This window comes from Microbacterium sp., assembly GCF_052102115.1.
Lineage (GTDB): Bacteria > Actinomycetota > Actinomycetes > Actinomycetales > Microbacteriaceae > Microbacterium.
Map to the genome: position 1 here is coordinate 11,842 of NZ_JBQDVP010000008.1, position 12,820 is coordinate 24,661.

At 67.1% G+C, this 12,820-nt stretch carries 13 protein-coding genes; 8 read left to right on the plus strand and 5 right to left on the minus strand.

Annotated features, from left to right (window positions below):
* Nucleotides 1-8: 8 nt before the first annotated feature.
* Complete coding sequence (gene mgtE / locus ACTICP_RS04340; protein WP_441889866.1) at nucleotides 9-1,379, minus strand: magnesium transporter; 1,371 nt, start codon at nucleotides 1,377-1,379, stop codon at nucleotides 9-11.
* Nucleotides 1,380-1,676: 297 nt separating this feature from the next.
* The gene (locus ACTICP_RS04345) at nucleotides 1,677-2,264 is read right to left on the minus strand and encodes a hypothetical protein (RefSeq protein WP_441889868.1); all 588 of its coding nucleotides are present in this window, start codon (nucleotides 2,262-2,264) and stop codon (nucleotides 1,677-1,679) included.
* A 233-nt stretch (nucleotides 2,265-2,497) separates the two neighbouring features.
* Here ACTICP_RS04345 and ACTICP_RS04350 point away from each other — a divergent pair, with 233 nt between their 5' ends.
* Together ACTICP_RS04350 and ACTICP_RS04355 are read left to right on the plus strand one after the other, a co-directional pair.
* The gene (locus ACTICP_RS04350; RefSeq protein WP_441889870.1) at nucleotides 2,498-3,679 is read left to right on the plus strand and encodes a glycosyltransferase; all 1,182 of its coding nucleotides are present in this window, start codon (nucleotides 2,498-2,500) and stop codon (nucleotides 3,677-3,679) included.
* Nucleotides 3,680-3,681: 2 nt separating this feature from the next.
* Nucleotides 3,682-4,881, plus strand: coding sequence for a glycosyltransferase family 4 protein (locus ACTICP_RS04355; protein WP_441889872.1), 1,200 nt, complete (start codon nucleotides 3,682-3,684; stop codon nucleotides 4,879-4,881).
* A 26-nt stretch (nucleotides 4,882-4,907) separates the two neighbouring features.
* Here ACTICP_RS04355 and ACTICP_RS04360 read toward each other — a convergent pair whose 3' ends face one another.
* Together ACTICP_RS04360 and ACTICP_RS04365 are read right to left on the minus strand one after the other, a co-directional pair.
* Nucleotides 4,908-5,387 carry a hypothetical protein gene (locus ACTICP_RS04360; RefSeq protein ID WP_441889874.1) on the minus strand — a complete coding sequence of 160 codons (480 nt, stop codon included), beginning with the start codon at nucleotides 5,385-5,387 and terminating at the stop codon, nucleotides 4,908-4,910.
* Nucleotides 5,388-5,415: 28 nt separating this feature from the next.
* Complete coding sequence (locus tag ACTICP_RS04365) at nucleotides 5,416-5,577, minus strand: hypothetical protein (protein ID WP_441889876.1); 162 nt, start codon at nucleotides 5,575-5,577, stop codon at nucleotides 5,416-5,418.
* Nucleotides 5,578-5,676: 99 nt separating this feature from the next.
* On the opposite strand from ACTICP_RS04365, the gene ACTICP_RS04370 reads away from it, so the two are divergent.
* Nucleotides 5,677-6,645 carry a GlxA family transcriptional regulator gene (locus ACTICP_RS04370; RefSeq protein ID WP_441889878.1) on the plus strand — a complete coding sequence of 323 codons (969 nt, stop codon included), beginning with the start codon at nucleotides 5,677-5,679 and terminating at the stop codon, nucleotides 6,643-6,645.
* 5 nt (nucleotides 6,646-6,650) lie between these two features.
* On the opposite strand, the gene ACTICP_RS04375 is transcribed toward ACTICP_RS04370, so the two are convergent.
* Nucleotides 6,651-7,664 (minus strand): LacI family DNA-binding transcriptional regulator, encoded by a 1,014-nt coding sequence (locus tag ACTICP_RS04375; protein WP_441889880.1) that lies wholly within the window; start codon nucleotides 7,662-7,664, stop codon nucleotides 6,651-6,653.
* A 154-nt stretch (nucleotides 7,665-7,818) separates the two neighbouring features.
* Between ACTICP_RS04375 and ACTICP_RS04380 the strand changes: the two genes are divergently transcribed.
* Genes ACTICP_RS04380 through ACTICP_RS04400 form a run of 5 tightly spaced genes read left to right on the plus strand, consistent with a single transcriptional unit; the run spans nucleotide 7,819 to nucleotide 12,790 of the window.
* Nucleotides 7,819-9,006: a CaiB/BaiF CoA transferase family protein gene (locus ACTICP_RS04380; protein WP_441889882.1), complete on the plus strand. Its 1,188-nt coding sequence runs from the start codon at nucleotides 7,819-7,821 to the stop codon at nucleotides 9,004-9,006.
* Complete coding sequence (locus ACTICP_RS04385) at nucleotides 8,999-9,817, plus strand: enoyl-CoA hydratase-related protein (RefSeq protein WP_441889884.1); 819 nt, start codon at nucleotides 8,999-9,001, stop codon at nucleotides 9,815-9,817. The genes ACTICP_RS04380 and ACTICP_RS04385 overlap by 8 nt, the downstream gene beginning before the upstream one ends.
* Nucleotides 9,818-9,826: 9 nt before the next feature.
* A complete protein-coding gene (locus tag ACTICP_RS04390; RefSeq protein WP_441889886.1) occupies nucleotides 9,827-10,681 on the plus strand; it encodes a transketolase in 855 nt (284 codons plus the stop codon).
* A complete protein-coding gene (locus tag ACTICP_RS04395; RefSeq protein ID WP_441889888.1) occupies nucleotides 10,678-11,784 on the plus strand; it encodes a transketolase family protein in 1,107 nt (368 codons plus the stop codon). Before ACTICP_RS04390 ends, ACTICP_RS04395 begins: the two co-directional genes overlap by 4 nt.
* Nucleotides 11,777-12,790, plus strand: coding sequence for a zinc-dependent alcohol dehydrogenase (locus ACTICP_RS04400; protein ID WP_441889890.1), 1,014 nt, complete (start codon nucleotides 11,777-11,779; stop codon nucleotides 12,788-12,790). The genes ACTICP_RS04395 and ACTICP_RS04400 overlap by 8 nt, the downstream gene beginning before the upstream one ends.
* Nucleotides 12,791-12,820 lie beyond the last annotated feature (30 nt).

Genomic DNA, 12,820 nt, shown 5'->3' on the forward strand with positions numbered 1-12,820 from the left:
AGCAGCCGTCAGATCCCGAGGATCGCCTTGGCGACGAGGAAGTAGATCACGAGCCCCGTCGCATCCACGAAGGTCGTGATGAACGGGTTCGAGAACACGGCGGGGTCGACGCGGATCATGCGTGCGACGATCGGCATGATCCCGCCGATCGTCGCGGCGACGGCGCACACTGCGACCAGCGTGCAACCGATCACGAGCCCGATCTGCCAGTCGTACACGAGCGCCGTGATCCCGAATCCCAGCAGGCCGAGAAGCACCCCGAGCGACAAGCCCACCCGCAGCTCTCGGGTGAGAACACGCACGAGATCTCGCGGACGCACCTCGCCGAGCGCGAGAGCGCGCGTCACGGTCGTCGCGGCTTGGTTGCCGGTGTTCCCTCCGGTGCCGATCAGCAGCGGAACGAACAGCGCGAGCACCGTCATCTGCTCGAGGGTCGCCTCGAACACCGACAGCACCTTGACGGTGAGCGTCGCGCCGATCGCGAGGACGAACAGCCAGACGATGCGCGAGCGCACGATCCGGCGGATCGGGGTGGACAGGTACGGGCGGCTGAGCGGTTCCACGCCACCCTGGCGCGCAGCATCCTGGTTCTCCTCGCGCTTGAGGATGCGGGCGGCGTCGTCAATCGTGAAGATCCCGACCAAGCGGTCCTCGCTGTCGACCACCGGAACAGCGAGCAGCCCGAGATCGGTGCAGTCGCGGGCGGCGGCCTCGGCGCCCGAGTCGGCCGGAACGGTGTGCGCGTCGTGCATCATCGACTCGACGATCGAGTCATCGTCGGCGGCGAGCAGGTCGCGGAGGCTGACGACGCCCACCACGCGGCGCGCATGATCGGTCACCGGAAGGGTGTAGATCGTCTCGGCATCCGAGAGTCGCGCGCGCACCCGCCGCAGCGTCTCCGCCGCGGTGAGGCCGGGGTGGGTTGCGACGTATTCCGGGCTCATGCGCCGGCCGATCGAGTCCTGCGAGTACCCGAGCACGGACGCGGTGAGCTCGCGGTCCCGCCGCGAGAGTCCGCGCAGCAGCCGCGGCGCGACCGACGCCGGCAGCTCATCCAGCAGCCAGACCCGGTCGTCCGGGTCCATCTCGGCGAACAGGGCGGCGACCTCGGCATCCTGCAGGCCGCGCACGAGCTCGCCCTGCAGCTCCGGCGACAGCGCCTCGAACGCCTCCACGGCGCGCTGCTTCGGCAGCAGCCGGTAGACGACGGCGCAGTCTCGCGGGTTCAGTCGTTCGAGCACCGGCACGACCTGCCTGATCGGCACCGGCGACAGTGCGGCGGATGCTGCGGCGAGATCGCGCCGCGAAAGACTCTGCTCGATCAGGTCGAGAAGGTCATCGGTGTCGACGTTCTGGGTGGGGATCTGCTCCGTGGTCATGGCGTGCTTCTTTCGGGCAGGCCGACAACGAGCGCTCGCAGCGGTGCGCGGGCAGTCGTCGGCTGGATGGTCGTGTCGAAGCCGGACACCCGCGAGGAACGTCAGAGGCTGGATGCCTCGAAGGCGATGGCGGAGTCCGGATGCTGATGGCAACTATCACCACTCATGGGAGTACCACCTCGCTTCGGTCGTCGCAGACCGCCTCAGATGCGGTCGAGCCTCGGCAGGACGATCACCCTGCCTCCGCCAATGTAGTCCATCAGAGTGGACGATGTCTGCGGTGAGATCTGAGGCCCGTCAGGCCGGGTCGATCCGCAGCACCTCGGGCGCCTCGCCGCCCTCCAGATCGTCGGCGATGCGGATGCTGCGCGCAAGATCGTCCAGCGCGGGGATCAGCGTGCCGAAGCGCTCGCGGTTGCCGCCGACCGCCGACAGCGTGATCAGGTGCGAACCGGTGTCCCAGGTGTAGGTCGCGAACGGCGGCTGAGCCGGGTCAGGAGGCAAGGAGATCACGAGCTTCTCGCCGGCGCCGAGCGCCGAGGTGAACGTCTCGGTGTCGTCGTACTCGATGGGCATCATGGCCCGTGCTCGTCGCACGTCGTTGGTCAGCTCCTGCGTCGTGGCCATCGCGACGATGAGCTCGGGGTCCGCCTTCCACGTCCACACCAGCACGCGCCCGTCGGCACGCTTCATCATCGCGGGGGCGAACTGGCTGATGATCCAGGCTCCGGCGCCGGCGCCGCGGGGGAGCGGACTCTGCCCGCGCTGCAAGGCCTGGCCCATCAGCATCCTGATCGCCGCCTTGCGATGGCGGCGTCCCTTCCAGCCGAACGATCCGGTGACGGGGATCCAGAGCTGCGGGTCGGCGGAGCTGACGATGCGCATGCGCCCACGCTACCGCCCGAGCCCGTGAGCTCACCCGTGAGGTCGCCCGTGAGACTGCATTCCGCGGATGAGACCCGCGGGACTCCCGGCCGTCTCATCCGCGGAATGCAGTCTCGCAGCGGGGAAACTGGGGAATCGGGGGCGGCGGGCGAGGCGGACGAGGGCGCGCAGGGCCCTCAGGTAGAGTGGCGTGCGCCCGATCCGGGCTCCCGCGTACCGAAGGCTGCCTATCCGTGACCTCCCCTGACGCCCCGTTGAAGATCCTCATCGGCTGTGACACGTTCGCCCCGGACATCAACGGCGCAGCGCGCTTCGCTGAGCGACTCGCCGCAGGGCTCGTGCAGCGGGGGCACGACGTGCACGTCGTCGCCCCGAACCGCAAGTACCGGCGCGCAGATCCCGCCATCGAGATCATCGAGGGCGAGCCCATGACGCTGCACCGTCTGCCGTCGGTGCGCTGGGCGCCGCACGACTGGCTGCGCTTCGTCTGGCCGTGGCGCTCGAAGCACTACGCGCGCAAAGTGATCGACCACGTCAAGCCCGACGTGGTGCACATCCAATCGCACATCGTGATCGGCCGTGGCCTGTCGCGCATCGCGCATCAGCGCGGCATCCCGGTGATCGCCACCAACCACGTGATGGCCGAGAACATCCTCGATCACACGACGTTCCCGAAGTTCGTCGACGACGCGGTGCTGAAACTCGCCTGGGCAGATGCGAAACGCACCTTCGAGCTCACCCGCGCCATCACCACGCCGACCCGCCGCGCCGCCGACTTCCTCGAGCGCACGGTCGACGTCAGCGGCGTCATTCCCGTCAGCTGCGGCATCGACCGCACGCAGTACGCGCCGGTAGTCGGCCCGCGCGAGAAGAACCGCATGGTGTTCGTCGGGCGCCTCACCGCCGAGAAGCAGGTCGAGGTGATCCTCGAGGCGATGACGAAGCTCGACCCGGCGCTGGATGTGAGCTTCGACATCGTCGGCGGCGGCGACCAACGCAAGAGCCTCGAGCGTCTCACCGGCGAACTCGGTCTTTCTGACCGCGTCACCTTCCACGGGCGCACGACGGATGACGAGCTGCGCGGGCTGCTGTCGCGGGCGAGCCTGTTCGTGATCGCGTCGATCGCCGAACTGCAGTCGATCGCGACCATGGAGGCGATGGCCTCGGCCCTGCCGGTCGTCGCGGCGGATGCTGTTGCCCTCCCGCACCTCGTCCAGGACGGCGAGAACGGGTACCTGTTCGAGCCCGGCAACGCCGATGAGCTCGCCGCGCGTCTCACCGATGTCTTCACCGCGGAGCCCGCCGAGTACGAGCGCATGCAGCAGGCCTCCCTCGAGGGCGTCGTCGTGCACGACATCAACCGCACGCTCGACACGTTCGAGGCGCTGTACCGCGGTCAGCCGCTGCCGGAGTAGTCATGCACATCGTCTTCTTCGGCGATCAGCACCTCGAATCGCTCGGCGGCGCGCAGGTGTCGATGCGGCTGCAGCGGCGGTTCCTCGAGCGGGCCGGTCACACCGTGACGGCGGTCGCGCCGAAGATGCACGCCGGCGCGCACGGGGCGGATGCCGGATACCTCGACCTGCCGTCGATCCCGATCACGCTCGACCGGGAGTACTCGATGTCGTGGCCGGGCCGTCGCACCGATCGATTCCTCGATCGGGCGTTCACCACCCGCCCTCCGGTCGATCTCGTGCATGTGCAGGCCGACTTCTGGGGCGCGTTCATCGGGCACCGGTTCGCGCATCGCCACGGCATTCCGGTCGTCCACACGATGCACAACCGGGTCGACGTCGGCATGGCTGCCGTCACGCCGCTGCACAGGCAGGCGCTCGCGGTGCTGAACATGTGGCGGCGGCAGTCGATGCGCGGGATCGGTGAGGCGGTCTCGGGCCGCGGCGGGTGGGCATTCCTGCGCGGCATCGCCCAGGGCTCGAGTGCCGTCACGGCCCCTTCGGGGCACTTCGCCCGGCGCCTCGAACAGCACGATGTCTTTCCCGAGGTCGACGTCGTCTGGAACGGCATCGATGACGAACTGCTCGCCGCAACGCTCGCCTCGCGCGAACCGCGGACGGATCGGCGCCCCCGGTTCGTCTGGCTCGGACGGATGAGCCCCGAGAAGCGCCTGCTGCCGTTCATCGAGGCTGTCGTCGAGTCGCAGGTGGATGCTGACATCGAGGTCATCGGCGGCGGTGGGCAGCTGCGCGCGGCGGAGAAGATCGCCCGCGGTCACGGTGCCTCTCGGGGGCATGCGGGCATCCGGTTCGTCGGCCGGCTGCCGTATGCCGAGACGCTCGCGCGGATCGCCGCGGCGGATGCCGTCGTGCAGACGTCGATCGGGTTCGAGACGCAGGGGATGACGCCGTTCGAGGCTGCGACGCTGGGAACCCCGACGATCGTCAGCGATCCCGACATCGCCGGTGAGTTGCGTGCGGGCCTGTGGTCCGTGCCCGACGCGTCGGTGGCTGCTCTGGCGCAGACGCTGACGCACGCGGCATCCGACATCCGGGCCGGAACCGCCCCGACGCCTGACGCCGACGTCGCCGAGGCTTTCCGGCAGTCATCGCGCACCGCCGCCATGATCGAGGTCTACGAGCGGGTGCTCGGCGAGGCATGAGTGCTGCCGGCGCGGGCAGCGCCGGTTCAGAAGGTCAGGAACGACCCGAAGAAGCCGACGAAGGTGCTGAAGGCGATGCCGACGACTTGCGCGATGCCGATGCCGACGGCGATGCCTGCGGCGGCGTGCGGAGCGCCCACCCGGCGGATGCCGATGAGGCCGAGGATCAGCGCCGCCAAGGCTGCCGCGAATGTGAGGAAGGTTCCGACTCCGCTCACCAAGCTGAAGCTGTAACCGGAGTACGCCGAGGAGGCGATCAGGACCTGGAGCACGATGTTGTTCACGACGGCGATCGCAATCGCGATCAATCCGAGGATGAGCCCGGCTCTGCCGACCGGATTGATGTTGGAGGTCGGCTGAGTCGCCTGCGGGGGCTGCCCGTTCAGGACGTAGCCCTGAGCTGCGTTCTGGTGCGGCCGCTGCTGAGGTGTCTGCTGCGAGTACGGGGGCTGCTGGGCGGCGTATGGCGGCACGGGAGGCGTGCCCGTAGGCTGCTGATCGCTCATGCTGCTGAGCATATCCAGCGATGCGACCTCAGCGGTAGGAGAGTGTGGGCTCTGCGTCGCGTGGGAGGTCGTGCTCGGCGACGCGTGTCCAGTCGGTTGCCACGGGACGGAAGCCGTCGCGATGAATCTCCACGATGGTGGCCGCGAGTCCGGTGAGCGCGAGCGCCGCGAGAAGGTAAATGATGATCATGGCAGAAACACTACGCTCGCTGTAATTGTGCCACGAGTGGCAGAATCGACATAGTGCATCGAAAAACTGCCACACTGGACAGCCGCGAGAAGGAGCCTCATGAAGACTGTCGCCTGCATCGTTCAAGACGGGTTCGCCCCGTTTGAGTTCGGTGTTGCCTGCGAGGCATTCGGCCTTGATCGCACGGATGACGGGGTGCCCAACTTCGACTTCCGTGTCGTCACGGCCGTGCCGGGCAAGGTGGTCTCGAAGGTCGGCTTCTCCATCAACGTCGACGACGATCTCTCATTCGCTTACGAGGCCGACCTCGTCGTCGTCTGCCCGATCCCGCGCGAATGGTGGGGCGCGACGGACCCGAGAGTTCTCGATGTCGTGCGTGATGCGGCGGCCAGAGGCGCGTGGCTGCTCAGCGTCTGCAGCGGTTCGTTCGTCCTCGCCGAGGCGGGCGTGCTCGACGGTCGCCGTGCGACGACGCACTGGAAGTACGCCGATGAGATGATTGCGATGTTCCCTCGGATCGATGTCGATCCCGAAGTGCTTTTCGTGCAGGACGGTCGGACCATCACTAGTGCGGGTACGGCTGCCGGCCTCGACGCATGCCTGCACTTGCTGCGCCAGGAGATCGGTGCCGAGCTCACCAACCGGGTCGCTCGGCGCATGGTCGTCCCGCCGCAGCGGGACGGCGGTCAGGCGCAGTTCATCGATCGGCCGTTGCCGGTCGCGCAGAGCGATGCGCTCCTCACGGTCACGGAATGGGCGATGGGCAATCTCCGCGACGAACTGACCGTCGATCAGCTGGCATCGCGCGCGCACATGTCGCCACGAACCTTCGCACGTCGGTTCAAAGCCGAGCATGGTGCGACGCCCGCAGCGTGGCTCTCCAGACAGCGCATCGTCCGGGCACAGCGCCTGCTCGAGCGATCTGATCTCGGGCTGGACGAGATCGCAACGGAATGCGGGTTCGGATCCGCCGCGGTGCTGCGGCAGAATTTCGCCCGAGTGCTGGGGACGACGCCGACCGCATATCGTGCGAAATTCGCCTGCGCGCGAAGCGAGTCGTCCGTCTGAACGCGTCAGGCCGAGATAGCTCTGGTCGTCGACCTTTCGATCAGTGAGCAGGGGAGCACGACGTGTTCCGTATCGCGGTCCGGCTCGGAGAGGCGGCTCACGATCAGTTCCACCGCCCCGAGTGACATGGCGCGGATGGGTTGGCGTACGGTCGTGAGCTCGAAGGCGTCCCACGCTGACATCGCGACGTCGTCGAATCCGAGGATCGATACGTCCTCCGGCACGGAGACGCCGAGTGCGTTCGCTGCATTGAACGCCGCGAACGCACTGAGGTCGTTATGGCAGAAGAGTGCGGTCGGGTGAACCGCGCGATTGAGTAGGGCCTCTGCGGATGCGCGAGCACGACCGTAGTCGAGATCCGCGACCTCGAGCAGGTCGGAATCGAACGGCACCTCGCGTTCGTGGAGCTCGTCCAGGAATCCACGGTGGCGGTCGCGTACCGACCCGGCGGTCAGGGGTCCCGCGACGACACCGATCCTGCGATGTCCCAGGTCGAGCAGATGCCGCGCGGCGATGCGGCCTCCGGAGTAGTTGTCCGGTGCGATTGAATCCACATTCTCAGCAGCATCGGGACCCAAGGTTGCTGACGGCACCCCGAGTGAGACTATGCGCGCTTCGTTCTCGGGGGACAGGAGCGTGGTCGCGATGATGACGCCGTCGACGTTGGCCTCCCAGAGCGTCGTCCGCAGGTCTTCGACGCTTCCCGCTCGGTCACTGAGGATGAGTGTCCGGTAGCCAGCGGAGTTGAGCTCGCCGCTCATGGTGTGCAGCAACTCGGCATAGTAACTGTTGGTCAGGTCACCAAGGATGACGCCGATCGTCTGGGTGCGACTGGTCACCAGGCTGCGGGCGCTCAGGTTGGGGCGATAACCGAGTCGGTCGATCGCGTCCGCGACCTTGGCCTGCATCCGTTCGGAGACTCCGGCGTGTCCGTTGAGGATGCGCGAGACTGTCGTCTGCGACACACCGGCGGCCTTTGCGACGTCGATACTCGTCGTACCCCGTGAACGTGGCGGCATGGTCTCACTTCCTCGTACCCGGAATTCATCGTAGCGAAGGTGGATCCCCGCGGCTCAGCGTTACTTGACAAGGATCAATGAATACGTAACCATTATGGAACACGAACCCCCGATGTGACGACGGAGACACGATGACGAGCAATGGAACGAAACGATGAACGGGCCCCTCGACGGGGTGGTGATCGCAGACTTCTCGCAGTTGCTGCAAGGGCCGTTCGCGACGCAGGCGATGGCGGACCTCGGCGCCCGCGTCATCAAGGTCGAGCCTCTCGATGGTGACTGGACCCGCTCCTACGCGATGCTCAATTCCTATCCGGGCGGGGAGTCGGTGAGCTACCTCGCCTTCAACCGGAACAAAGAATCGATCGCGATCGACCTGAAGTCACCCGAGGGTCTGCAAGTCGCTCGCGACATCATCCGCAAGGCCGATGTCGTCGTCGAGAACTTCCGTCCCGGAGTGATGGATCGACTCGGGATCGGGTACGAAGCGTCGAAGGCCGACAACCCCGGGCTCGTCTATGTCGCCTCTTCCGGCTTCGGCGTCGATGGACCGTATGCGAAGCGCCCGGGTCAGGATCTGCTCGCCCAGTCCGTCGCCGGACTGCCCAACCTGCAGGGCGACGCGGATGACCCGCCGGTGCCGGTCGGAGTGAGCGCCGCCGACGTCTCAGCGAGCCTGCACATCATCTACGGCACCCTCGCCGCACTCGTCGAGCGTTCGCGCACCGGCGTGGGTCAGCGCGTGGACGTCTCGCTCCTCAACAGCATCATCGCCTTCCAGACCCAGGAGTTCGTTGCCGCGCTGAGCAGCGGAGTGACGCCTCAGCGCCCAGAAGGCGGTGCGGGCAATGCCTTCACGGGCGCTCCCTATGGCGTGTACCGCACCCGCGACGGCTGGATCGCGATCTCGATGAACCCCGTGAACCTCATCGCGGGCATTCTGGACATTCCTGAGCTCTCCGACGAAGAGGCCAAGAGCGTGTTCGAGAAGCGCGGCGATGTCAAGGCGCTGATCGAGGCGAAGACCTCCGACCGTGACCGCGACGAACTGCTCGAGGAGCTGCTCGCGCACGATGTCTGGTGCGCTCCGGTCAACGAGTTCACCAAGGTGCCGGAAGATCCGCAGGTCGTGCACAACCGCATGTTCCGCACGATCCAGCATCCTGTGGCAGGAGATGTCACCCTCGTCGCACCGCCGATCAGCTTCTCGAACCAGTCGCATGAGCGTTTCGATCCGCCGCCAGCACTCGGCGCGGACAGTCGGCGCGTGGCGGAGGAGTTCGGCTCTCTGGATGCCGCCGCCGTGGATGCCCTGATCGAGAAGGGAGTGCTGCGTGGCTAAAGCAGAGTCCGTGGTCGACATCGACGGTGACGAACCCCTGGTGCGCACGCGCATCGAGGGACGCACCCTTATCATCACGATCGACCGTCCTGAGGTGCGCAACGCCGTCGACCTCCGAGTCGCCCGGAACCTCGCGGACGCCTTCGAGAGCGCCGAGAACGATCCGGATATCTGGACCGTCATCCTCACCGGAGCGGGAGATCGTGCTTTCAGCGCGGGAGCGGATCTGAAGGCGGTCTTCCGTGGCGAGGTGGTGCATGACCCCGATCGTGAGCATCTCGGCTTCGCCGGCATCGTACGATTCGACATCTCCAAGCCCGTCATCGCTGCCGTGAACGGCATGGCGCTCGGCGGCGGTTTTGAGATGGTGCTGCACTGTGACCTCGCCGTCGCGGCTTCTTCCGCCGTCTTCGGGTTCCCCGAGGCACGCGTCGGCAAGATGGCCGCAGCCGGAGGTGCTTTCCGGATCGGTCGGCAGGTGTCCACGAAGATCGCTGCAGAACTGCTCTACACGGCAGAGTCGATCGATGCGGACCGGGCGCTCGAGCTGGGGCTCATCAACGGCGTCGTCGCAGATGGCGAAGCGCTGACGGCGGCCCTCGAGCTCGCCGACAGGATCAACCGCAACTCGCCGCTGTCCGTCCGCGCGAGCAAGCGCACGCTCCTCGGCATCGATCCGGGCGAGACGCGGGACGACCCAGATTGGCAGCGCATCGCCGACGCGGACGCCGAACTGTTGCGTTCGGCCGATGCAGACGAGGGCGTGCGCGCCTTCGTCGAGAAGCGTGAACCCCGCTGGACCGGGAGATAGAGGAGCATCGTGACCACCCTGACCATGACCGAACAGCGCACGCGTGAAGAGATCGCAGCGCATATCCGCCGAACGATCCTTCTCGAGGCTGAGATCGCGGGGAGCGGGCACTACGGACCGAGCTTCTCGTGTGTGGAGCTTCTTGTCGCGCTGTACCACGGCTTCCTGCGCGTCGACGCAGATGACGCCGATCGCCTCGAGCGGGACAGGCTCGTCCTCAGCAAGGGTCACGCCTGTTCCGCCCTGTATGCGGTCCTGGCGGACCTCGGGTTCTTCGCACCGCAGGAACTGCGCACATATACGCGCTTGGGCACCGCTTTCGGTGACCACCCCGATATGAAGAAGGTCTCGGGGATGGACTTCTCGTCCGGAGCGCTGGGGCACGGCCTGTCGATCGCCGCCGGGATGGCGCTGCACGCGCGAATGCGTGGCGACGACGCCCGGTCGGTAGCGATCATCGGCGACGGCGAGTTGAACGAAGGGCAGATCTGGGAGGCCGTCGGGTTCGCCGGCGCCAACAGCCTCTCCGGACTCCTCGCGATCGTCGACGTCAACACCGTGTGCGTCGACGGCACGACCCGCGATGTGCTCGACTACGAGCCGATCGGTGATAAGTGGGGGGCCTTCGGATGGGCGGTGGAGCGCATCGACGGACACGATCTCGAGGCGATCGACGGAGCGCTTGCGCGCTTCGCTCAGCGTCACGCCGAGGGTGGGGCACCGACAGTCATCGTCGCCGACACTGTGGCGGGTAAGGGTGTACCGCCGATCGAGGGCAAGGCCGAATGGCATATCGGATACCTCGGAGGCGCCGACCTCGAGAGTGCCCTCAACACCGTGAGTACGGAAGGCGGAACCCGATGATGCGACCGACGAGACTAGCCACCGAGCTGACGGATCCGTCCTCGTTCGACCACGAGGGCCGGGATGGGTACCCCACCCGCTCCATCGGCATGATCCTCGCCGATCTCGCCGACGAGGACCCGCGCATCTTCGCGGGCAGTGCCGACCTGACCTGGTCGACTTTCATGGCGGACTTTCCGGTGCGGCATCCTGACCGGTTCATCCAGGCGGGGATCGCCGAGCGGAACATGCTGGGGATCGCCGCCGGTCTCGCTTCGTGCGGAGCCATCCCGTATATGTCGACGTTCTCTGCGTTCGCGAGCATGCAGAGCCTGGATGTGATCCGCAACGACCACGCGTACACGAACCTCCCGGTGCGCACGATCGGCACCCACACGGGCATCTCGATGGGGTACTTCGGATCGTCGCACCACGCGATCGAGGACATCGGGGCGCTGAGGTCGATCCCTAACCTGACCGTGGTTTCGCCGACAGATCTCACGGCCACGGAGTCGCTGGTGCGTGCCACCGTCGACGTGCCGGGTCCGGTGTACTTCCGGATGGGGCGCGGGGCCAGCGGCCCGGACGTCTATGACGACACCGCCTCCGTCGTGTTCGGCGAGGCATCGATCCTGCGTCAGGGGTCGGGAGTGCTCGTCATCTCCAGCGGCATCACCGTGCATGCTGCGCGCGATGCCGCCGATGCCCTGCGTGCGGACGGGCGCCTGGAGCCGACCGTGGTCGACTTGCACACCATCCGGCCGTTCCCCCAGGAGCAGATCGCCCGTCTCGCAGCCGACCACGACGTCGTCGTGGTCGTCGAGGATCACATGGTCGACGGCGGAATCGGCACGAGCATCCTCACGACCCTCGCCGATCACGGAGTCGCGACACCGGTGCATCGACACGGTCTTCGCGACTTCTCGATCTTCGGACCACCCACCCACCTCTACCGGTACTACGGCCTGGATGCCGCTGGCATCCGAACCGTCGTCGAACGGGCAGCAGGCCGCCGCGGTGTTGATCGGCGGACCCCCCTGTGGACAGAGGAGGACCGTGCTCACGCGCTCGCCGCTCAGCAGCAGCAGGATGCCGAGCGCAAGCCTGAGGTCGTCTTTGGCTGAGTCGCCGGCTGACGGGTTCCGTCAGGCACGGATCGTGGAGGTAGGGCGCGTCGAGCTGGAGTGCGCGGAGCGCGCGACTCCGGATGCCGGCGAGGTTGTCGTCCGTGTCACGAGCTGCGGCCTGTGCGGATCGGACGCGTCGATGTTGACCGGCCGGCATCCCGTCATCCGGCCACCGATTGTGCCGGGCCACGAAGTCGTCGGGGTAGTCGACCGTGCAGGAGCGGACGCCGCCCACCTCGTCGGCGCACGAGTGGCCATCCTGCCCTTCGTCGGATGCGATGTGTGCATCCAGTGTCGGCGGGGCCAGCCGCGCCTCTGCGCGCAGATGCGCTTGATCGGCGGGCAGATCGACGGCGGCGCCGCGGATGAGGTGCTCGTGCCGGCCGATGCGCTGGTCGTGATCCCAGACGGTGTGCCGGAGGAGATCGCACCGATCGTCGAGCCGCTCGCGGTCGCCTCGCATGCCGTCGACCGAGCATCCGGTGTCGCGGACGGCGATGTGCTCGTCGTCGGCGGCGGACCGATCGGACTGCTGGTGGCGCTCGCGGCCAGAGCGATGGGAGCCGCGTCCGTGACGCTCGTCGAGACCGTCCCCTCGCGTCAGCAGGTCGTCGCGCATTTCGGTCTCACCGTCGTCGCCGAGATACCGCCGACCGAGCATGACGTCGTCTTCGATTGCGTCGGCGGTGGCGAGCTCCCGGCTCGGTTGCTCGGGTCGGTTCTCGCCGGCGGAGCTCTCGTGCTTGTCGGCGTCGCCGCCCCGGAGCTCTCGTTCGACGGCATGCTGCTGCAGAGGCAGGAGCGCGCGATCCTCGGCTCGCACATGTACACCCGTGAGGACTTCGAGCGAGCGCTCGGTCTGCTCGCCGACGGTCTGCTGCCGACGGGCGATGTCACACTCGCCCTGCTCTTCGATCGTCGTCCGCTGGACGACGCCGCTTCGGCTTTCGACGATCTCATCGATCGTCGGTCGACGAGTCTGAAGATCCTGCTCGAGCCGTAACGAACCGGTGACGCACAAGAGGAGGGGCTG